The sequence below is a fragment of the Devosia ureilytica genome, assembly GCF_024273195.1.
GTDB classification, from domain to species: domain Bacteria; phylum Pseudomonadota; class Alphaproteobacteria; order Rhizobiales; family Devosiaceae; genus Devosia; species Devosia ureilytica.
In genome coordinates this window covers 309,076-330,168 of the sequence record NZ_JAMZCU010000005.1, presented here as the reverse complement: position 1 = coordinate 330,168, position 21,093 = coordinate 309,076, and the positions used below count along the sequence as shown (strand labels likewise).

At 62.5% G+C, this 21,093-nt stretch carries 18 protein-coding genes and 2 tRNA genes; 9 read left to right on the top strand and 11 right to left on the bottom strand.

Features of this window, described 5'->3' with window-relative positions; genetic code table 11:
• The first annotated feature begins 44 nt into the window (after window positions 1-44).
• Together NIM87_RS14830 and NIM87_RS14825 are read left to right on the top strand one after the other, a co-directional pair.
• On the top strand, window positions 45-620 hold the full coding sequence (locus NIM87_RS14830; RefSeq protein ID WP_254675465.1) for a TetR/AcrR family transcriptional regulator: 576 nt from the start codon (window positions 45-47) through the stop codon (window positions 618-620).
• Window positions 617-1,783, top strand: a complete 1,167-nt coding sequence (locus NIM87_RS14825; protein WP_254675464.1) for an FAD-dependent monooxygenase — start codon at window positions 617-619, stop codon at window positions 1,781-1,783. The genes NIM87_RS14830 and NIM87_RS14825 overlap by 4 nt, the downstream gene beginning before the upstream one ends.
• A 43-nt stretch (window positions 1,784-1,826) precedes the next feature.
• Here NIM87_RS14825 and NIM87_RS14820 read toward each other — a convergent pair whose 3' ends face one another.
• The 3 genes from NIM87_RS14820 to NIM87_RS14810 all read right to left on the bottom strand — a co-directional run bounded on the left by NIM87_RS14820 (window position 1,827) and on the right by NIM87_RS14810 (window position 3,973).
• Entirely contained in the window at window positions 1,827-2,678 is an 852-nt protein-coding gene (locus NIM87_RS14820) for a fumarylacetoacetate hydrolase family protein (RefSeq protein WP_254675463.1), read from the bottom strand.
• A 90-nt stretch (window positions 2,679-2,768) separates the two neighbouring features.
• On the bottom strand, window positions 2,769-3,203 hold the full coding sequence (locus NIM87_RS14815) for an RbsD/FucU family protein (protein WP_254675462.1): 435 nt from the start codon (window positions 3,201-3,203) through the stop codon (window positions 2,769-2,771).
• Between the two features lie 20 nt (window positions 3,204-3,223).
• A complete protein-coding gene (locus tag NIM87_RS14810; protein WP_254675461.1) occupies window positions 3,224-3,973 on the bottom strand; it encodes a GntR family transcriptional regulator in 750 nt (249 codons plus the stop codon).
• A 135-nt stretch (window positions 3,974-4,108) separates the two neighbouring features.
• On the opposite strand from NIM87_RS14810, the gene NIM87_RS14805 reads away from it, so the two are divergent.
• Window positions 4,109-5,647: a UxaA family hydrolase gene (locus NIM87_RS14805; RefSeq protein WP_254675460.1), complete on the top strand. Its 1,539-nt coding sequence runs from the start codon at window positions 4,109-4,111 to the stop codon at window positions 5,645-5,647.
• A 118-nt stretch (window positions 5,648-5,765) separates the two neighbouring features.
• On the opposite strand, the gene hpt is transcribed toward NIM87_RS14805, so the two are convergent.
• From hpt to NIM87_RS14780, 5 genes are all read right to left on the bottom strand, one after another.
• A complete protein-coding gene (gene hpt, locus NIM87_RS14800; protein WP_254675459.1) occupies window positions 5,766-6,305 on the bottom strand; it encodes a hypoxanthine phosphoribosyltransferase in 540 nt (179 codons plus the stop codon).
• A gap of 161 nt (window positions 6,306-6,466) precedes the next feature.
• The gene (locus tag NIM87_RS14795) at window positions 6,467-7,894 is read right to left on the bottom strand and encodes a glutamate synthase subunit beta (protein WP_254675458.1); all 1,428 of its coding nucleotides are present in this window, start codon (window positions 7,892-7,894) and stop codon (window positions 6,467-6,469) included.
• Between the two features lie 11 nt (window positions 7,895-7,905).
• Window positions 7,906-12,636 (bottom strand): glutamate synthase large subunit, encoded by a 4,731-nt coding sequence (gene gltB, locus NIM87_RS14790; RefSeq protein ID WP_254675457.1) that lies wholly within the window; start codon window positions 12,634-12,636, stop codon window positions 7,906-7,908.
• Window positions 12,637-13,173: 537 nt separating this feature from the next.
• Window positions 13,174-13,647 carry a DNA starvation/stationary phase protection protein Dps gene (gene dps, locus NIM87_RS14785; RefSeq protein WP_254675456.1) on the bottom strand — a complete coding sequence of 158 codons (474 nt, stop codon included), beginning with the start codon at window positions 13,645-13,647 and terminating at the stop codon, window positions 13,174-13,176.
• Window positions 13,648-13,795: 148 nt separating this feature from the next.
• Window positions 13,796-14,251 (bottom strand): Hsp20 family protein, encoded by a 456-nt coding sequence (locus tag NIM87_RS14780; protein WP_254675455.1) that lies wholly within the window; start codon window positions 14,249-14,251, stop codon window positions 13,796-13,798.
• Window positions 14,252-14,647: 396 nt separating this feature from the next.
• Between NIM87_RS14780 and NIM87_RS14775 the strand changes: the two genes are divergently transcribed.
• Complete coding sequence (locus tag NIM87_RS14775) at window positions 14,648-15,622, top strand: alpha/beta fold hydrolase (RefSeq protein WP_254675454.1); 975 nt, start codon at window positions 14,648-14,650, stop codon at window positions 15,620-15,622.
• 85 nt (window positions 15,623-15,707) lie between these two features.
• On the opposite strand, the gene NIM87_RS14770 is transcribed toward NIM87_RS14775, so the two are convergent.
• Entirely contained in the window at window positions 15,708-16,502 is a 795-nt protein-coding gene (locus tag NIM87_RS14770) for an inositol monophosphatase family protein (RefSeq protein ID WP_254675453.1), read from the bottom strand.
• A gap of 317 nt (window positions 16,503-16,819) precedes the next feature.
• Window positions 16,820-17,716, bottom strand: a complete 897-nt coding sequence (locus tag NIM87_RS14765; protein WP_254675452.1) for an N-formylglutamate amidohydrolase — start codon at window positions 17,714-17,716, stop codon at window positions 16,820-16,822.
• Between the two features lie 214 nt (window positions 17,717-17,930).
• On the opposite strand from NIM87_RS14765, the gene cpdR reads away from it, so the two are divergent.
• From cpdR to NIM87_RS14750, 3 genes are all read left to right on the top strand, one after another.
• Entirely contained in the window at window positions 17,931-18,290 is a 360-nt protein-coding gene (cpdR, locus tag NIM87_RS14760) for a cell cycle two-component system response regulator CpdR (RefSeq protein ID WP_046105558.1), read from the top strand.
• Window positions 18,291-18,441: 151 nt separating this feature from the next.
• Window positions 18,442-18,516, top strand: a tRNA-Val gene (locus NIM87_RS14755).
• A gap of 44 nt (window positions 18,517-18,560) precedes the next feature.
• Window positions 18,561-18,635, top strand: a tRNA-Val gene (locus tag NIM87_RS14750).
• A gap of 534 nt (window positions 18,636-19,169) precedes the next feature.
• Here the strand turns inward: NIM87_RS14750 and NIM87_RS14745 are convergent.
• Window positions 19,170-19,784, bottom strand: coding sequence for a pyridoxamine 5'-phosphate oxidase family protein (locus tag NIM87_RS14745; RefSeq protein ID WP_254675451.1), 615 nt, complete (start codon window positions 19,782-19,784; stop codon window positions 19,170-19,172).
• A 108-nt stretch (window positions 19,785-19,892) separates the two neighbouring features.
• Between NIM87_RS14745 and msrB the strand changes: the two genes are divergently transcribed.
• Both msrB and NIM87_RS14735 read left to right on the top strand, forming a co-directional pair.
• Window positions 19,893-20,297, top strand: a complete 405-nt coding sequence (gene msrB / locus NIM87_RS14740) for a peptide-methionine (R)-S-oxide reductase MsrB (RefSeq protein WP_254675450.1) — start codon at window positions 19,893-19,895, stop codon at window positions 20,295-20,297.
• Between the two features lie 20 nt (window positions 20,298-20,317).
• The gene (locus NIM87_RS14735; RefSeq protein ID WP_254675449.1) at window positions 20,318-21,070 is read left to right on the top strand and encodes a hydroxypyruvate isomerase family protein; all 753 of its coding nucleotides are present in this window, start codon (window positions 20,318-20,320) and stop codon (window positions 21,068-21,070) included.
• Window positions 21,071-21,093: the final 23 nt, after the last annotated feature.

Genomic DNA, 21,093 nt, shown 5'->3' with positions numbered 1-21,093 from the left:
GACCGATCGGTTAGTATATTGGGTGGTGCGAAAGGACATTGAACATGACCAAGCCAAGCAAAAGGCAGGATCTCGTGGCGGCGGCAATTCAGTTGCTGGCCGAGGGCGGGAGCGAAGCGTTGACAGCAGGGGCGCTGGCGGCCCGTGCCGGGGTCAGCAAGGCCAATGTGTTCCACCATTTTCCCCGGCTGGACGAGATTGTGCTCGAAGCCTTCGAGCTGTTTGTGATGGGCATGCCCAGCATGCAGCCACAATCGGGCATGGACCTGCGCAGCTGGCTGCAAGCCTTGGGGCGGGAAACGACAGCGAGCATGGATACCGAGCCAGACCTGGCAGCGGCCTATTTCGGTTTTGTCGCCAAGGCACGGACGGACGCGCAACTGAACGCACGGCTGGCCGAAATTGCCGCGGCGGCCCGCAGGCAATTCGAGGCGTCACTGGACCTGTTGGCCCCTCGGCGCTTTGCCCCCGAGGAGCGGGCAGCGCTGGCGGCACTGATCCTGATGACCGGTGATGGGCTGGCTTTGCATCGACACCTCTTTCCCGATCAGGCTGCGTCCCAGGCCGCGGCATGGAGCGGATTTGTCGAGATGGTCTGTGCCGGGGAGGTTGCGACATGAGGGCGATCATTTCGGGGGCGGGTATTGCCGGGCTGTCGGCCGCTTTGGCGCTTGACCGGGCCGGTTGGGCGGTGACGGTGCTTGAACGGGCGCCGGGCCTCAGGGCCGGGGGCTATATGCTGGACTTTTACGGCCCCGGCTTTGACGCCGCGGCGGACCTGGGCGTGATCGATGCGCTGGCGGCGCGCGCCCGTAGGGTGGGGAAGATCGATTTTGTCAATGAAAGTGGGCGCGCCGGGTCGTCCATGGACTATGAGCAGATCCGAAGAGCGACGGGAGACAAGCTCTTTCCAATCCTGCGCGGCGATATCGAGCGGGTATTGCATTCGGCGCTGCCGGACCGGGTCGGCTTGCGCTATTCGTGCGAGATAGCCAGCCTTAACAATCGCAGCGACGGTGTGACTGTTACGCTGGACAGTGGCGAGACACTGGAGGCGGACCTGCTGGTGGGTGCCGAGGGTATTCATTCGGCCATGCGGCAGATGGTGTTCGGTGATGAAAGCCAGTTCATCCGACCGCTCGGCCATCACACGGCTGCCTATTTCTTCGACAGTCCCGTCGTCGCGACGGCGCTTGCGGGCGACTTCAAGATGATTGCGATCAAGCAACGGCTGATGGGGCTATTTGAGGTAGAGCCAAACCGGATCATGGCCTTTTTCGTGCTGCGCGCCGATGGGCTGGATCGCCCACGCGATCCCGGGCCGATCCTGGCGGCGCGGTTTGGTGATCTCGGTTGGGTGGTGCCCGAGGTGCTGGCGGCCATGCCTGACCCTCAGGAGATTTATTACGATGTGGTGGCCCAGATCGTCATGCCGCGCTGGCATCAGGACAGAGTCGTCCTGATCGGCGACGCGGCCCACGCGGTCTCGCTCGTGGCCGGACAGGGCGCATCGCTGGCCATTGCCGGCGGGCGGGCGCTGGGACAGGTTCTGACAGGAACCGATGATGTGGACCTTGCCCTGGAGCACTTTGAGGCCCAATTGCGCCCATTGGTCACGGACAAGCAGGCCGCAGGTCGACGCATGGCCGACTGGTTCGTTCCAGCCAGCGCACGCCACGCCTGGCTGCGGGATGTGACGGTAAAGGTGATGAACTGGCCGCCATTTGCCGGGGTGATCGGCCGTTATTTCGCGGTCAGCTCAAAAGGGTTTTCTTTGAAGTGATGGCTTCCTCTCTCCCCAAAGGGAGAGAGGAAGAAGAGGGGTATCAGGCGCTGTAAGCCTTCACATTCTGGGTCTGCTCGCCCAGGCCCTCAATGCCCAGACGCATGACATTGCCCGGCTTGAGCCAGACGGGTTCGGGCTTGATTCCCATGCCAACGCCCGGCGGGGTGCCAGTGGTGATGATGTCGCCCGGCTGCAGGCTCATGAACTGGCTGACATAGGAGACGACATTGGCGACGCCGAAGATCATGGTCCTGGTGGAGCCGTTCTGGTAGCGGTGCCCATCGACTTCGAGCCACATGGAAAGGTTCTGCGGATCGGCGACTTCGTCCTTGGTCACCAGCCACGGGCCGATGGGGCCAAAGGTATCGGCGCCCTTGCCCTTGTCCCAGGTGCCGCCGCGCTCGGTCTGGAAATGGCGTTCGGAGACGTCGTTGCAGACGCAATAGCCGGCCACATAATCCATGGCGTCGGCTTCATCGACATAGCGGGCTTCCTTGCCGATGATCACAGCCAGCTCGACTTCCCAATCGGGCTTGATAGCGTTTTTTGGTATGATGACATCGTCATTGGGGCCGATGATGGCGCTGGTGGCCTTCATGAAGATGATCGGCTCTTCGGGGATTTTCGCGCCGGTTTCGGCGGCGTGGTCGGCATAGTTGAGGCCGATGCAGATGAACTTGCCGACATTGGCCACGCAGGGGCCGATGCGCTGACCGGCGTCCAGCCTGGGCAGCATATCGATGTCGGTGCCGCGGATTTTCGCCAGCCCCTCAGGAGTGAGGGTGTCGCCGCCAATATCCATGACCACGCCCGAAAGATCGCGGATGGAGCCGTCTGCGGCGATGATGGCGGGCTTTTCAGCGCCCTTGGCGCCGACGCGAAGCAGTTTCATGGCGGGGTCCTTCTGAGGGTATGAGCGCGTCATAAACGCTGACATGTTAGTCTGTCGAGGGCAGTTGGCGGGCGATCCGTTCGGTCGGGGTCAGCCTTTGGGACGGATGACGCCCTTCTTGAGGATGATATTGCCATAAAGTCGCGCCTCGCCGGTCTGGATGACGGCGGCGGCTGATTTGGCGCGCGCGTAAAAGGCGAAGCGCTCCACGGTGGAGAAGCGGCGACCTGGTTCATGCCGCGCCAGAATGGCTTCAAATTCCCCGAAAATGGGGGGAACGGCGTTGGGGTCACCCACCACGGCCATGCCAATGGCGGCCTCCTCGACAAAGTCATCGAGCGGCAGCACCGTCAGTATTGCGTCGAGCATGTCGGTGGCGGAGATGCCGTCGGCACGAATGACCTCGGGGCCGAGATATTCGGCCGGAAAATTGGCATCGGCAATGACGATCTCGTCGCCATGGCCCATGGCGCGCAAGGTCGAGAGCAGATCGGGGCCGAGCAAGGCGGGGATATTCTTGAGCATTCTACAAGGTCTCTGGCAGATCAGCCGTAGGGGAAATCGTTGTCTTGGGCGGTGAATTCGGCGCCATCGGCGAACAGGGTGGGGCGCTCCTGGGCGAAGGCGAACAACTCGATCATCACCGCGTCGATGTGGGCGCGAATGGCGGCAATGGCCTGGGGCGCGTTGGCGGCGAGGATGCCGTCAAAGATCGCCTGATGCTCGGCAATGGTGTGGTTGAGGCGGCGCGGGGTGATGATCAGGCGGCGGGCGCGATCAAGATTGGCCCGGGCCTTGTCGATGATCGACTTGACCTTGGTCAGCCGCATGGCGCGGAAGATGATGTCGTGGAAATCGACATCGATCTGATGAAACGTTTCGGCATCGTCGCGCGAGGCGGCCTCGCGCTGGGCCGCCATATTGGCGTGCAGCGCTTCGATGACCTCCTGGTCGTGCTTGCCGATGAGAACGCGCAAGGCCTCGCTTTCGAGGCCTTTGCGGATCAGCATATATTCGCGGACATCGGCAATTTTGACCAGGGAGACGGTGGAGCCGCGCTGGGGGGCAATATCGACCAGACCTTCATCGGCCAGGCGCGCCAGGGCTTCGCTGACCGGGAAGCGCGACACCCCCAATTGCGTGCAGATTGCCGATTTGTCGAGCGTGAAACCCGGGGGCAGGGCCAGGGTGACAATGGCCTGGCGCAGCGCATTGGTAACGTCGAGCGTCACCGTCCCGCGCGAGAAATCGCCGGCGTCACCCAGAAATTGGTAGGGACTGGCTTCCGTTTTCATGCTAACATGTTAGTTAGTGCGGTGCTGAATGACAATGCCGGTTCTCTCCAATGCGGGTGCAATCTGGCGGTATTCGGCATCAAGGTAAAGCGCCCCAAAATCGACTGCAAAGGCCCCCCGCAGATGACCGAAACCATGACGCGCCCGCAAGGCAAGACGCTTGTGCTCCATGCCGCCGACAATATTGCGGTGGCTCTGGCCAACCTCGAGATTGGCACCGAAACCGCGCAGGGTGTTGCGATTGTCCGGCGGGTGCCGCGCGGCCACAAGTTTGCGACCCGCGCGATTGCCGCCGGTGAGGCGGTCATGAAATTCGGGCAGATCATCGGCTTTGCCAAGGACGGCATTGCCCCCGGCGACTGGGTGCATGAGCACAATTGCGGCATGGGCGGCAAGGATGGCTCGCTGATCCATGACTATGCCTTTGCCGAAGGCGCGGTGCCGGTCGAGATGCTGGCGGCAAACCAGCGCGCGACCTTCGAGGGGTACAAGCGGGCAAACGGCGATGTGGGCACGCGCAACTATGTGGGCATCCTGACATCGGTGAACTGCTCGGCGACGGTGGCCAAGTTCATGGCCGAGGCGATCAACACGTCGGGCCTGCTCGACGACTACCCCGAGATCGATGGCATCGTGCCCTTTGTGCACGGCACTGGCTGCGCCATGGATACGCATGGGGAAGGCTATCAAATCCTCCGGCGCACGCAGTGGGGCTATACGTCCAACCCCAATCTGGGTGCGGCTCTGCTGGTGGGTCTTGGCTGCGAGGCTTTCCAGATCGACCGCATGAAGGAAGCCTATAACCTCAAGGAAACCGACACCTTCCAGACCATGACGATCCAGGAGATCGGTGGCACGCGCAAGATGATCGACTGGGGCGTGGAGCGGATCAAGGAAATGCTGCCGGTGGCCGCCAAGGCCCGGCGCGAAACCGTGGACGCCAGCCATCTGACGCTGGCGCTGCAATGCGGCGGTTCGGACGGCTATTCGGGCATTACCGCCAATCCGGCGCTGGGCGTCGCGGCGGATACGCTGGTCAAGCATGGCGGTACGGCGATCCTTTCGGAAACCCCTGAAGTCTATGGCGCAGAGCACATGCTGACGCGCCGCGCGGTGAACCGCGCGGTGGGTGAGAAGCTGATCGAGCGGATCAAGTGGTGGGAAGATTACACCAGCCGCAACGGCGGGGAGATGAACAACAATCCCTCGCCGGGCAACAAGCTCGGGGGGCTCACCACCATTCTCGAAAAGTCCCTCGGCGCCACCGCCAAGGGCGGCTCGACGCCGCTCACCGCGGTTTACGAATATGCCGAAAAGGTCACCGAGAAAGGCTTTGTGTTCATGGACACGCCCGGCTTCGATCCGGTTTCGGCGACGGGGCAGGTGGCTGGCGGCGCCAATATCCTGGCCTTCACCACTGGGCGCGGTTCGGCCTATGGCTGCAAGCCCGTGCCCTCAATGAAGCTGGCGACCAATTCGGACATGTATGCGCGCATGAGCGAGGACATGGACATCAATTGCGGCGATATCGTCGAGGGCGTCAGCATTGAAGCCAAGGGGCAGGAGATTTTCGACCTGATGCTCAAGGTGGCGTCGGGCGAGCAGACCAAGTCGGAAGCCTTGGGTTATGGCGACAATGAATTCGTGCCCTGGCAGGTCGGGGCGGTGATGTGAGGGGATACCCCCACCTAACCTCCCCCTGATAGGGGGAGGGACGTATCGTGTTTGCTGAAATGCCCGAGCAACTGCCGTTCTTCTCCTCCCCCTTCTTCAGGGGGAGGCCGGGTGGGGGTTACTCGGTAAACCGCACCTTGCCGATATGGGGCAAATTCCTGTTCCGCTGGGCGTAGTCGATGCCGTAGCCGACGACGAATTCGTCGGGAATGTCGAAGCCGATCCAGCGGGCGGGAACGTCGGTCTCGCGGCGGCTGGGTTTATTGAGCAGGGCGCAGACTTCCATACGGCGCGGATGGCGGGTCTCGAGGATTTCGAGCACGTGCTTGAGCGTGTGGCCGGTGTCGATGATGTCTTCGACCACCAGCACGTCGCGGCCATGAATTTCGCCCCGCAGATCCTTCAATATGCGCACTTCGCGGCTCGATTCCATGCCGTCGCCATAGGACGAGGCCTCGAGGAAATCGACCTCCACGGGCAGGTCGATCTCGCGCACGAGGTCAGCAATGAAGATGAAGGAGCCGCGCAGGAGACCGACAACGACGAGCTTGTCGGTATCCTTGAAGGCGTCGGTGATTTCATGGGCCAGGGCTTCGACGCGGGCGGCGATGGCCTTGGAAGAAATCAGCTTGTCGACGACATAGGGGGCTTGGGGCATTGAAGGCTCCGCGGAATCGGGTTGGCGCGACCATACCCCCACCCAGCCTCCCCCTGATAGGGGGAGGAGCTTGTTCGGTGGCCGAGACGAAATCTTGCCGGCAATGTGATCTGCTCCTGCCCCTCAAGGGGGAGGGAGGAAGGAGCCGAAGCGCCCCGAAATTACCGCGGCAGGTCCGTCTTGCCCATCAGATCGAAGTCGATCGAGCGGGCTGCCTGGCGGCCTTCACGGATGGCCCAGACGACGAGCGACTGGCCGCGGCGCATGTCGCCGGCGGCATAGACGCCGGGCACCGAGGTTTTATAGCTCATGGTGTCGGCGAACAGGTTGCCGCGCTTGTCGAGATCGGCCCCCAGCTCGTTCAGCATGCCTTCCTGCACCGGGCCGGAAAAGCCGATGGCGAGCAGGACGAGGTCGGCCTTGATGACGAATTCGGTGCCGGGGATGGGCTGGCGCTTGCGGTCGACGCGGGCGCATTCAACGCCGGTGACCTGGCCCTTGGCATCGGAAATGATCTTCATGGTGCCCGCGGAAAACTCGCGGATGGCGCCTTCGGCCTGGCTGGACGAGGTGCGCATCTTGACCGCCCAATTGGGCCAGTTGGCCAGCTTGTTCTCGAGCTCGGGCGGCATGGGGCGGACGTCGAGCTGGGTGACGGCAATGGCGCCCTGGCGGAAGCTGGTGCCGACGCAGTCCGAGGCGGTGTCGCCGCCGCCCACGACCACGACATGCTTGCCGGCGGCCGACAGCTGGAACTCGCCCGACACATCCTCGCCGCCGACACGGCGGTTCTGCTGCACGAGGAAGGGCATGGCGAAGTGCACGCCGGCAAATTCCTTGCCCTCGACATCAACATCGCGCGGCTTTTCGGCGCCGCCGCTCAGCAACACGGCGTCGTGGTCGCGCTGCAGGTCGGAGAGGGGCGTGGTGACGCCGACATTGACGCCATAGTGGAAGGTGACGCCTTCGGCTTCCATCTGGGTGACGCGGAAGTCGATGTGTTCCTTCTCCATTTTGAAGTCAGGAATGCCGTAGCGCATCAGGCCACCGGCCTTGGGCTCGCGCTCATACAGATGCACATCGTGTCCGGCGCGGGCGAGCTGCTGGGCAGCGGCCATGCCGGCTGGGCCGGAGCCGACGACGGCGACCTTCTTGCCGGTCTTTGCCTTGGGCAGTTGCGGCTTGATCCAGCCTGAACGGATGGCCCGGTCGGCAATGGCCTGTTCCACGGTCTTGATCGCGACCGGGACGTCTTCGAGGTTGAGCGTGCAGGCCTCCTCGCAGGGGGCGGGGCAGATGCGGCCGGTGAACTCGGGGAAGTTATTGGTCGAGTGAAGGTTGCGCGCAGCTTCCTCCCAGTCGCCATTATAGACGAGGTCGTTCCAGTCCGGGATCTGGTTATGGACCGGGCAGCCGGTGTCGCCATGGCAGAACGGAATGCCGCAATCCATGCAACGCGCCGCCTGATCCACCACCCGGCTTTCGGTCAGCGGAATGGTGAATTCGCCAAAATGGCGGATGCGGTCGGATGCCGGCTCATAGCGGGGCTCTTCGCGCTCGATTTCGAGAAAGCCTGTTACCTTACCCATGCTTTTCTCCCTTACTCTGCGGCCACATGCGCGCCGGAGCCGCGCTTCTTTTCCATCTCGAGGATGGCGCGGCGATATTCAACCGGCATGACCTTGACGAATTTGGGTCGCATCTCGGCCCAGTTGTCCAGAATCTGCTTGGCTCTTGTCGAGCCGGTATAATGCAGATGGTTGGAGATGAGCTGATGCAGGCGCTCGTCGTCGTGCTTGGTCATGTCGCCCGAAATGTCGACGCGACCGTGCCATTCAAGGTCGCCACCATGGTGGTGGAGCTTGCGCATCAGGTCTTCTTCTTCCTGCACGGGCTCAAGATCGACCATGGCCAGGTTGCAGCGCGAGCGGAAGGTTTCGTCCTCGTCGAGCACATAGGCGACGCCGCCCGACATGCCCGCAGCAAAGTTGCGGCCGGTCTTGCCAATGACGACGACCAGTCCGCCGGTCATGTATTCGCAGCCATGATCGCCGGTGCCCTCGACAACGGCGATGGCGCCGGAGTTGCGGACGGCAAAGCGTTCGCCAGCCACGCCGCGGAAGTAGCATTCGCCCGCGACAGCGCCGTAGAGCACCGTATTGCCCACGATGATCGAGTTTTCGGGGACAATGCCGATCTTGTCCGAGGGCCGCACGACGATGCGGCCGCCCGAAAGGCCCTTGCCGACATAGTCATTGGCATCGCCAATCATGTCGATGGAAATGCCCTTGGCGAGGAAGGCGCCGAAAGCCTGTCCGGCCGTGCCCTTGAGGGTGATCGAAATGGTGTCCTCGGGCAGGCCCGCGTGGCCATACTTCTTGGCCAGCGCGCCCGAGAGCATGGCACCGGCCGAGCGGTCGCGGCTGCGGATGGGCAGTTCGATCTGTACCGGGGCGCCGTTGTCCAGCGCCGGGGCGGCCAGTTCGATCAGCTTACGGTCGAGCACGGCTTCAAGGTGGTGGTTCTGCACTTCGGAGTGGAAGAGCGTATCGCCGCCCAGAGGAGCGGGCTTGTAGAACACCTTGGCGAGGTCGATGCCTTCGCTCTTCCAGTGGTTCTCGGCCCGGCGCTGGTCGAGCAGGTCCGAGCGCCCGATCAGCTCGTTGAGCGTGGTGGCGCCCAGAGATGCCAGCAGTGCGCGCAGCTCTTCAGCGACATAGAAGAAGTAGTTGATGACGTGCTCGGGCGTGCCCTTGAAGCGCTTGCGCAGCACCGGGTCCTGGGTGGCGACGCCAACCGGGCAGGTGTTGAGATGGCACTTGCGCATCATGATGCAGCCCGCAGCGATCAGCGGGGCGGTGGAGAAGCCGAACTCGTCAGCGCCGAGCAGGGCGCCGACCAAGACGTCACGGCCGGTCTTGAGACCCCCATCGACCTGGAGGCGGACGCGGGAGCGCAGGCGGTTGAGCACCAGCGTCTGGTGGGTTTCGGCCAGGCCGATTTCCCATGGACCGCCGGCATGCTTCAAAGAGGTCAGCGGCGAAGCGCCCGTGCCCCCGTCATAGCCGGAGATGGTGATGTGATCGGCGCGGGCCTTGGCAACGCCGGCCGCAACCGTGCCGACGCCAACCTCGGACACCAGCTTGACCGAGATATCGGCCGCTTCATTGACGTTCTTGAGATCGTAAATGAGCTGGGCCAGATCTTCGATGGAATAGATGTCGTGGTGCGGCGGCGGGCTGATGAGGCCGACGCCGGGCGTCGAGTGACGGGTCTTGGCGACGATCCAGTCGACCTTGTGGCCGGGCAGCTGACCGCCTTCGCCGGGCTTGGCGCCCTGCGCGACCTTGATCTGAATCTGGTCGGAATTGACCAGATATTCTGTGGTGACGCCGAAGCGGCCCGAAGCGACCTGCTTGATGGCCGAGCGCAACGGGTTGGACGACCCATCGGGCAGGGGCTTGTAGCGATCAGGCTCTTCGCCGCCTTCACCGGTGTTGGACTTGCCGCCGATCTTGTTCATGGCGATGGCGAGGGTCGTATGGGCCTCGCGGCTGATCGAGCCGAAGCTCATGGCGCCGGTGACGAAACGGCGCACGATGTCCACCGCCGGCTCGACCTGGTCGAGGTTCACGGCAGGGCCGATGGGCTTGATGTCGAAGAGGTGGCGGATCGCGAGATAGCCGTTTTCGCCCTCGTTCACGCGCCGCGCAAAACTGTCATAGCGCTCCTGGGCGGTCTCCGGGCTTTCCTCGGCGGTGCGCACGGCATGCTGCAGGTCGGCCACCACATCGGGGGACCAGGCGTGCTTTTCGCCGCGGATGCGATAGGCATATTCGCCGCCGATATCGAGCGCCTTGCGCAGCACGGCATCGTCGCCAAAGGCATCGTGATGGCGGCGCACGGTTTCCTCGGAGACTTCGGCAAGGCCGACGCCTTCGATGGAGGTAGCGGTGCCGAAGAAATACTTCTTCACGAAATCGGTGTTGAGGCCGATGGCATCGAAAATCTGGGCGCCGCAATAGGACTGGTAGGTCGAAATGCCCATCTTGGACATGACCTTGAGCAGGCCCTTACCCACGGACTTGATGTAGCGATAGACCACTTCATCGGCCGAGACTTCGGGCGGATATTCGCCTTCGGCATGCAGCGCGGCCAGCACTTCGAACGCGAGATAGGGGTTGATCGCCTCGGCGCCATAGCCGGCCAGCATGGCGAAATGGTGCATTTCGCGGGCTTCGCCGGTCTCGATCACAAGGCCAGACGAGGTGCGCAGACCCTTGCGGATCAGGTGGTGATGGACTGCAGCGGTCGCCAGCAGCGCCGGGATGGCAATGCGATCAGCCGCGACCAGCCGGTCGGAGAGCACGATGATGTTGTATTCGCCGCGCACCGCGTCTTCGGCAATGGCGCAGATATCCTCAAGGGCCGCTTCCATGCCGGCAGCGCCCTTGTCGGCCATATAGGTGATGTCGATGGTCTTGGTCTTGAACTGGTTGTCGCGCATGTCACCGATGGCGCGGATCTTTTCGAGATCCTCGTTGGTGAGAATGGGCTGGCGCACTTCCAGGCGCTTTTCGCGCGAAGAGCCTTCGAGATCGAGAATGTTCGGACGCGGGCCGATGAACGAGACCAGCGACATGACCGATTCCTCGCGGATCGGGTCGATGGGCGGGTTCGTGACCTGCGCGAAATTCTGCTTGAAGTAGGTGTAAAGGAGCTTGGACTTGTTGGAGAGCGCCGAAATCGGCGTGTCCGTGCCCATCGAGCCGACGGCTTCCTGGCCGGTGGTGGCCATGGGCGCCATCAAGAGCTTGATGTCTTCTTGGGTGTAACCAAAGGCCTGCAGGCGGTCGAGCAGGCCTTCCGAGCTCTTGGGGGCCTGGCGCTCGGTGGCCGGCAGGTCCTCGAGCACGATCTGGCTGCGCGCCAGCCATTCGGCATAGGGGTTCTTGTTGGCGAGGGCCTTCTTCACCTCTTCATCAGAGATGATGCGGCCTTCTTCGAGGTCGATGAGCAGCATGCGGCCCGGCTGCAGGCGCCAGCGCTCGACAATATCCTCATCGGGGATGTCGAGCACACCCGATTCCGAGGCGAGGACGACATGGCCCTCCTTGGTGACCAAGTAGCGCGCCGGACGCAGACCATTGCGGTCGAGCGTGGCCACGACATAACGACCGTCCGACAACGACATGGCAGCCGGGCCGTCCCATGGCTCCATCAGAGCGGCGTGATACTCATAAAAGGCGCGGCGCTCTTCATCCATCAGCGGATTGCCGGCCCAGGCTTCGGGGATCAGCATCATGGCCGCGTGGGGCAGCGAATAGCCGCCGCGCACGAGGAATTCGAGCGCGTTGTCGAAACAGGCCGTGTCCGACTGACCTTCATACGAGATGGGCCAAATCTTGGTGATGTCGTCGCCGAACTTGGGCGAGGAGACCGAGGCCTGGCGAGCCGCCATCCAGTTGACGTTGCCGCGAATGGTGTTGATTTCACCATTGTGGGTGGTCATGCGATAGGGGTGGGCCAGCTTCCAGGACGGGAAAGTGTTGGTCGAAAAGCGCTGGTGCACCAAGGCAATGGCGCTTTCGAAGGCCTCGTCATGCAGATCGGTATAGAAGGCGCCGAGCTGGTAGGCCAGGAACATGCCCTTATAGACAAGGGTGCGCGCCGACATCGACACGACATAGAAGCCGTTGTCGGAATTGCTCTCGGGAACCTGGGCATAGACCGTGTTGGAGATGACCTTGCGCACGATGAGGAGCTTGCGCTCGAACTCATCCAGCGAAAGGCCCTCGGGGCGGGCAATGACCATCTGCTCGATGATGGGCTGGGTGGCGATGACGCCTTCGGAGAGGCGCGAATTGTCGGTGGGCACGACGCGCTCACCCAGCAATTCGAGGCCTTCCTGTTCCAGGCAATGCCGAACGACACCGGCGCACCTGTCGCGCAGACCGGCTTCGTTGGGATAAAAGACCATGGCCACGGCGTAGTGGTGCTTTTCGGGCAGCGCGAAGGGCAGCACCTTGGCGAAGAAGGCGTGCGGGGTCTGAACCAGAATGCCGGCGCCATCGCCCATAAGCGGATCGGCGCCCACGGCACCACGGTGCTCCAGGTTCTCGAGGATTTCGAGACCTTTCTGCACCACTTCATGGCTGGGCTTGTTCTTGATGTTGGCAATCATGCCGATGCCGCAAGCATCGTGCTCGTTGGCGGGATCGTAAAGACCTTGGGCGGCAGGGCGGCCATCAACGCGCTTGCCATCGAGAATAAGAGTTTTGCGATTGGCAGTTTCCGTCTGGGCGGGAATTCCGGTCCGTACGTGTGCCATGGCTCAACCTCGTTCTGTTCGGCCCGCTTGTCGGGCTGTTGCTCTATTCGCGCATCCTGGTGTTGCCGGCGAGCCGGCGGGGCGGATGCATATTGTCCTCTTGGGGCGCAGTGTTCAGCCGGGTCGTACTACACAGTACGGCTCGAATGAGCAACTTCGCGTCCATGCGTGGGGAGCGGCACTGCATCCAAATGGCCGCTCATAATTCGAGCTTGGGTCGAATGTCCTTCAAAGAAGTCCTATCGACCTATGTTAGCTCCGCCTGTCCGTTTCCGCTATCGACTAGCGGTCCAGCCGGACCAGCGTGCGCCGCTGACCGCGGAGAGCGGGACGGCGCGTCAGATAGGACAGAGACACTGCCCTAACGAGAGGCACATTTGCATAATTCAAAACTAGGGGCAAGCGATTTTGCCGCTGTTCGGACACAAAAAATAGGACTTTGACGCAAAACCTATAGGAAAGTGTAGGAAATCGAGGCCAAAAACAGACAGGGCGCCCCGATGGAGCGCCCTTATTGCCGTCAAGTGACGAATAGTCCTATTCGAGATGCGATTTGATGAACCACAGGTTCTTGTCGAGATCGCGCGAAAACGCGGTCAAAATGTCGGCGCTGTCCGCGTCGCCTGCTTCGTCGGTGGTGTCGATATCTTCGCGCACCTGATTGGCGAGCTTGCCGAAGCGGTCTGCCAGGGCCGCGAGGTGATCCGGCACTTTCTTGATATCAGTGGGATAGGCCTCAAGGTTGGTGGCCTTGGCGATAACCTGGCTGGTGCCGAGCGGGGTGCCGTCGAGCTGGGCGATGCGCTCGGCGATGACATCGACATGATTGTCGATGGCGGCACGCATGGGATCGAGCATTTCGTGGACGGCGATGAAATTGGGGCCCTTGAGGTTCCAATGGGCCTGCTTGGTCGAGAGTGCGAGATCAATACTATCTGCCAGTCGGGCATTGAGCACGTCGATGACGGTGGATTTCGCATTGGCCTTGAGGGCGACGGATGGGGTTTTCATCGGGACCTGTTCTGCTGCTGGAGTTGAAGGGTGGAGGCGGCAATGCCGCTTGGGTCTTCAACTGGCCGGGCGGGGAGTCGTTCCGGCGGAAACAAAAAAGCGCGGTCTCATGGACCGCGCCCTCGTCGTTTTTTGGCAAGCACCGGGCTTAGTTGACCGACTTGTCCTCGATGGTGGCAGTGCCGCCATTGATCTGGATGGTGCGGGCCTTTTTGCTCTCGGGCAGCTCGCGCTTCAGTTCGAGATGGAGAAGGCCATTTTCGAGGACGGCGCCCTGAACTTCGACATAGTCGGCCAGCTGGAAGCGCAGCTCAAAGGCGCGCTCGGCGATGCCGCGATGCAGAAATTCGCGTTTGCCATCAACAGTTTCGGCGGGCTTGGCGCCCTTTACGACCAGGCTGTTTTCCTTGGTTTCCACGGCGATGTCGCCGTTGGAAAAACCGGCTACGGCGATGGAGATGCGGTAGGTATCGTCGCCGGTGCGCTCGATATTGTAGGGCGGATAGGTCTTGGTTTCCTGAGCGCCCAGGGTGTCGAGGCGGTTGAACAGCCGGTCAAAGCCGACGGTCGAACGGTAATAGGGTGAAAAATCAATGGTTTGCATGTCACATTCTCCAGTGAGCAACGTGGTTTCAATTCCGGTCCGTGACGCTCCCTTAGCTGGCGAGCGACGTGACCAGTGTCCCCGGGTAGCCGGCGGACAGCATTGATGTAGGTGAGGCCGGGGCCGGTTCAAGGGCCAGGATCGCGTTGATGAACGAGAGATGAACGCGAGATGAACACATGGGTCCGGCCCGGTTCAGGTGCGCCGGGATAGAACGGGACATGTGGACGCGACCGGAGTGATCCGGTTCGGGAGTTCACGCCCTGACGGCTCCATCAACCCGCCCCCCGCATGGAGCCGCGCAGACCCGAAAAGCCAGCGACCTTCCGGTTGCTGGCTTTTCTTTTTTTACCGGGCCCGCCTATGGTCGCCGCAGTGAAGGCACGAGGCGCTGATTTGACCACCCAAGTCGAACCCAATGGACCAAAGCTGGTCTCCATCCCGACCAATCCCGTGCCCGAGGGCGCGCGGGTGGGATATTTCACCACATCGGACAAGGTGCGGCTGCGCTATGCGCGCTGGCTGAAGTCGGAAGGCCCGCAGCGTGGCACCATTTGCCTGGTGCAGGGGCGCACCGAATATATCGAGAAATATTTCGAGACCGTGGCCGACTTCCGGCGGCGCGGCTTTGCGGTGGCAACGTTCGACTGGCGCGGCCAGGGCGGATCGGACCGGCTGATCGGCGATCCAACGGTGGGCTATGTCGACCGGTTCGAGGATTACTGGACGGACCTGAGGAGCTTTCACGCCGATATTCTTTTGCCCGATTGTCCGGGCCCGTTCTATCTGGTGGGGCATTCCATGGGAGGGCTCGCCAGCCTTGTTGCCACGACCCGCGACCGGATGATGTTCGACCGCGTCTTCCTTAGCGCGCCCATGGTGGGGCTGCATGGCATGGACGAGAGCCTGAGCCGCTGGGCCATGATTGCGGAGACCGCAAGCTTCCTTGGCCTGGGCAAGCTGCCACTCAAGCGCAAGGGGGACCGGCGGCCGGACGAGGCGATGTATCCCGACAATCCGTTGACCTCGGACATGCTGCGCTACAAGCGCATGGTCGAGACCGTGCGGGCCGATGATGGTCTCTATCTCGGCTCGCCCAGCTTTCGCTGGCTGGCCGCGGCCATGCGGGCGATGCTGGACACGCGGCGGGAGCGCTTTGCGGGCGAAATCCGCATTCCACTGCTGATCCTGGCGGCCGCGCGCGATCAGATCGTCTCGACCCCGGCCATCGAGCATCTGGGCCTGCGCCTGCGCACGGGGCGACACATGGTGATCGCCGGATCGCGCCACGAGATGTTCATGGAAAATGACAATGTGCGCGGCCAGGTGCTGGCGGCCTTTGACGCCTTCATCACCCAGCAGAGCAGCTAGATCATTTCACCGTTTCGTTGGACCGGCGAAAAGCCGACATTTCCGGCTGGGCCTGGCCTGCATGGCGATTGGTCCCAGGGCCGGGTCAGGCCGCGTTGATGAGGTCGAGGGCCTGAGCCAGCAAGTCGGGCGTTGCGGCGGCCACAACATTGCCGCCGCCGCTGGGCTCGGAGCCGTCCCAGCAGGCGATGGCGCCACCGGCTTCGCGGATGATCGGGACAAGGGCCGCGATGTCATAGGTGTTGAGCGAAGGTTCGATCACCAGGTCCGCCTGGCCGGCGGCCAACAATGCATAGCCATAGCAATCCATGCCGAAGCGTTGCAGGCGCGTTGCCGTCTCGATTGCCAGCCACTTGTTCCAGTGATCGCCCTTGAACAGGTTGGGCGTGGTGGTGAAGACGCGGCAGGCCCCCAGCTCAGTCTGGCCGCTGGTGCGATTGGCGATATGGATGTCGCCGCGCCGATAGCTTGAGCGACCGGGCACGGCCAGGAATTCCTCGCCGATGAAGGGCTGACTCATCAGGCCAGCCACGGCCACCCCATCCACGGCAAATCCGATCAGCGTGCCCCAGACCGGGGCGCCAGAAATGAAGGCGCGGGTGCCATCCACCGGGTCGATGATCCAGCTGTAACGGCTCGCCCCGGTTGTGCCCCACTCCTCGCCAATGATGGCGTGATCGGGGAAAGCCTCGGCGATGACGGCGCGGATGGCGGTTTCGGCGCCCTTGTCGGCCTCGGTGACCGGGTCAAAACCGCCGGCCAGCTTGTTGTCGACACTGAGCGGCGTGCGAAACAGTGGCAGGGTCAGCCGGGCTGCAGCCTCGCCAGCGGCGCGCAAGGTGGTCTCGACGCGAGAAAAGTCAATCTCAGGGGCGTTCATGGCGGGTCTTTCGGGCGTGGGCAGTGGTAAGGCGTTGATGGCACGGCGGATAATGGAAGTACACGGAAGGTTGACGCTCAATTGTGGGGCGCAACACGTTGACGATGCTGTGTCTGTTCTGATTCATTTTTGCAACAAGACCGGTTTGATCTGCTGTGCATTTCGCGGTTCGCGCTTGTGGGGCGGCGAAAATACAGTCATCGGGAAGGGGCATGGTGCGTTACCGGACTTTCGGCCTAGGCCGCCGCGTCCGGTAAACATCGTTCCTCCCTTGACTGGGGCCGTCTTTGGGGACGGCCCCTTTTTAGTTTGGAATGTTACTCGGCCGCGGCCTGTTCGGGCGCAGTGGCGATGCCGGCCAGCGAGACGAGGTCGAGCCCGATCAGGGTGAGGATCAGGCGCTCCATCAGGGTCTTGATGGCGTCAAAGCCTGCATGTTTTTCCAGCGTCACCTCGTTCATATACAGATGGCGGCTGATTTCGATCTGCAGGGCATGGACCCCATGCTGGGGCCGGCCATAAGCGCGGGTGCAAAAGCCGCCAGCATAGGGGCGGTTGCGCGCCACCCGGAGTCCGGCGGCGGTAAAGACCGTTTCCACCAGATCGACCAGCGGGGCGGCGCAGGTGGTGCCATAGCGATCCCCCAGGACGATGTCGGGGGTGGCGCGTTCACCGTGGCGGCCCAGGCGCGGCATGGAATGGCAATCGATCAGCACGGCGAGGCCAAAGCTGGCCATGGATTCGGACAGGAGCTTCTGCAGCGCTGCGTGATAGGGGTGATAAATGCCCTCAATGCGCATGCGGGCGTCTTCCAGGGTCAGCCGCTCGCGATAGATCGGCTTGTTCTCGGCTACGACCCGGGCCAGCGTGCCGAGCCCGGCGGCAACGCGGGGCGAGGTGGTGTTGAACCGATCCGAAAGCGGCTCGGTGAACATGGTGGGATCGAGTTCCCAGGGTTCGCGATTGACGTCGAGATAGGCGCGGGGGAAATGCGCGCGCAGGAGCGGCGCGCCGAGGTGGGGCGCGCGGGAAAACAATTCATCGACGAAGGCATCTTCGGACTGGCGGATCGAGAGATGATCGAGCCGCGCCATGGCAAGGAACCGCTCGGGATAGACCCGGCCCGAGTGGGGCGAGTTGAACACGACGGGCGCGACAAGGCGTCGTGGCCGGATCGTCTCGAATGCTGGTTGATCCCAATAGTCGGACCGCACGCAGGTTCCCCCGATACAGCGGTTTTACCCGCCAAGGTGATTTGTTGGAGCAATTCTCGCCCGTGGCGGCAAAAATGTCCATATTGTCGCATTTTTGCGAACAGCGCGGAAAACCGGCGCCAAGGGCCAGCTAACGGTTGCGAAAGCGGCGTGGTGGCATAAACATCGGCGCAAACACCGACTCAGCCGCCGGCATTGCCCAAGAGGTTATTTGATGAAGCGAATCCTGCTCGCCGAAGACGACAATGACATGCGCCAGTTCCTGACACGGGCGCTCAAGAACGCCGGATATGAGGTGGTGTCGTTCGACAATGGCTTGTCGGCCTATGAGCGGCTGCGCGAGGAGCCGTTCTCGCTGCTGCTCTCGGACATCGTGATGCCCGAAATGGACGGGATCGAACTGGCGCGGCGCGCCACCGAACTCGACCCGGACCTCAAGGTGATGTTCATCACCGGCTTTGCCGCCGTGGCGCTTAACCCGGACAGCGACGCGCCCAAGGATGCCTCGGTGCTGTCCAAGCCGTTCCACCTCAAAGACCTGGTCAACGAAGTCGAGCGGCTGCTGGCAGCCTAGGAAACGCTGCTGCGGCGGGTCACGGAAAGGCAGATTTCCGGGGCTGGCGCGGCAAGTATTCACAGGTTGCGGATTGGCTCTTGACCCCACCGGGGATTTTATGGTCTATCCGCGCCACCGGAACGGCGCAGCCAGTCCGGCCCGGAGAGATGGGCGTATAGCTCAGCGGGAGAGCACCTCGTTGACATCGAGGGGGTCACAAGTTCGATCCTTGTTACGCCCACCATCTCTTACCGGTTCGCCAAGTCCTCACGCAGGCACAGGCGACATGGGAGTATAGCTCAGCGGGAGAGCATTCGCTTCACACGCGAAGGGTCACAAGTTCAATCCTTGTTACTCCCACCATTTGCCTTTTCCTGCGGTGAAGGCGGCCTGCAAATCCCAAAATACTCCGCTTCCGATGCTCACGTGCTCATGCACGCTGCGCTTCGGTTCTCGCATTCCGAGATTTTCGCCTCGCCTTGACCGCGTAATAGGCAAATGGTGCCCTGAACCCCTCCTGGTGCTCCCTTCGGTGCTCGAAGCGCCACCGGCTTCGACTCGTTCTGACTTGAAGAAGCCTGCTGCGCAGGCAGATGGTGCCCAAACCGTTTCACGTTTAGCTGAACGCGCGGCCCTTTTTTCCTCCCTCCCCCTTGTGGGGAGGGTAGCGACGCTAGGCCGACAGGCCATAGCAGAGCTGAGGTGGGGGTGACGCGACCTCCAAAGGCTCCGAGCCAGAGGACATGCCGACACCCCTACCCTCGGTCCTTCTCTCCTCAAACCTCTCCACCGGAGAGGTTTGCCCTTCGGGACGGGTCGAAGCCCACAAGGGGGAGGGAGGCGATGGAACCGCGTCCGCCTGAGTGTGAAATGAGCTAGAGCTAATCTTAAAAGAACTCACCACATCGTTGCTTTTGCCCGGTCGGGCCAGGCCTTGTCGTAGGTTTCGCCGCCCACTTCGTTGGCGGTCATGGAAGCCAGGATCTGGCCGGGGGTGGGGAGGGTCCCGGGGTCGACATGGCGCTCGGGGTTCCAGAGGTCGGAGCGGATAATGGCGCGGGCGCATTGGAAATAGAGTTCGTCGATATCGAGCACGATGACGGTGCGGGGGGCTTTGTCCTCGACGGCGAAGCTTTCGAGCAAGGCCGGGTCGACCGACAGATGGGCGCGGCCATTGACGCGCATGGTGGTGCCCGAGCCCGGGATCAGGAAGAGGAAGGCGCAGCGCGAGTCGCGGACGATGTTGCGCAAGCTGTCGATGCGATTATTGCCACGGCGATCGGGCATCATCAGGGTCCGGTCGTCGTGAATGCGCACGAAGCCCGGCTTGTCGCCGCGCGGCGAGCAATCGATTCCCTCGGGGCCGATGGTCGCCAATGCCGCAAAGGGACTGGCCTCAATGAGGCGCCGATAATCGGGCGTCATGGCGTGGGCAACCTTGACGGTGGAGGCCGCGACCGGGGCGGGCAGGTAGAGCGCCTCAAGCTGGTCGATGGAGGTGATAATGGTCATGTGTCTTGCCGCTGGAAACCGCGTTGTGATGCAACGCGCGCTGGGATTGATGTGTAACTAAGCCTATATGCTGAGCGAAAGATATCAGGACAAAAGGAGTGTGAAGCCATGGACGCCCATGCTTTTCCCGTGACCCGGACCGACGCCGAATGGCGCCAACGCCTGACGGAAGAACAATATTACATCATGCGCCAGCACGGCACCGAGCGGCCCGGCTCGTGTGCGCTATTGCACGAAAAGCGGCCGGGAACGTTTTCCTGCGCCGGCTGCGATACGCCCTTGTTCGGGGCGACGCTGAAGTTCGAGAGCGGCACCGGCTGGCCAAGTTTCAATGACCCGATCCAAGGCGCGGTGGAGACCACCACGGACCGCTCGCATGGGATGACGCGCACGGAAGTGCATTGCGCCACCTGTGGCAGCCATCTGGGCCATGTGTTCCCCGACGGGCCGCCGCCGACCGGGCTGCGCTATTGCATCAATGGCGTGGCGCTGAACTTTACGCCTGAAGCGTGAGATTCTCGGCCAATCTGAGCATGCTCTACACAGAGCATGACTTTCTCGACCGGTTCGACGCCGCCGCAGCCGATGGCTTTGGCGGCGTCGAATTTGTCTCGCCGTTCGCCTATTCGCCTGAGGTCGTCGCGGCAGCGGCCAAGGCGGCGGGGGTGAACGTTGTGTTGTTCAACAGCCCGGTTGCAGATTGGGACGCGGGAGGGCGTGGCAATGCCTGTCATCCCGGAGAGGGCCAGGCATTTCGCGATGGCATCGAGCGCGCCATCGACTATGCCCGGGCGATGGATTGTCCGCGGCTGCATGTAATGGCGGGGATCGTGCCGGACGGCGTGTCCTCTGGTGAAGCCGAGGCGGTGTTCATCGACAATCTGGCCTGGGCCGCGGAGCGATTGGCACAGGCCGGGATCGTGGCCTTGATCGAGCCGATCAACGGCGTTGATATGCCGGGCTATGGGCTGTCGCGTCTGGCGCAGGCCGAGCGGGTTTTGGCGGCCGTGGAGCATGCCAATCTGCGGTTACAGTTTGATGTCTATCACATGGCCATGACCGGCGAGGAGGTGGTGGCATCGTTTATGCGGCTGCTGCCGCGCATCGAGCATGTGCAGGTCGCCGACATGCCGGGGCGGCACGAGCCGGGCAGCGGCACGGTGGATTTCCAGGGGGTGTTCGCGGCCATTGGCAAGAGCGGCTATGCCGGCTGGGTCGGTGCGGAGTACCGGCCTGCGGGTGGGACCTCTGTTGGGTTGGCGTGGCGCGCGCCGTTCGCGTCATAGCGGTGTCAGGAAGGCCACCTGCG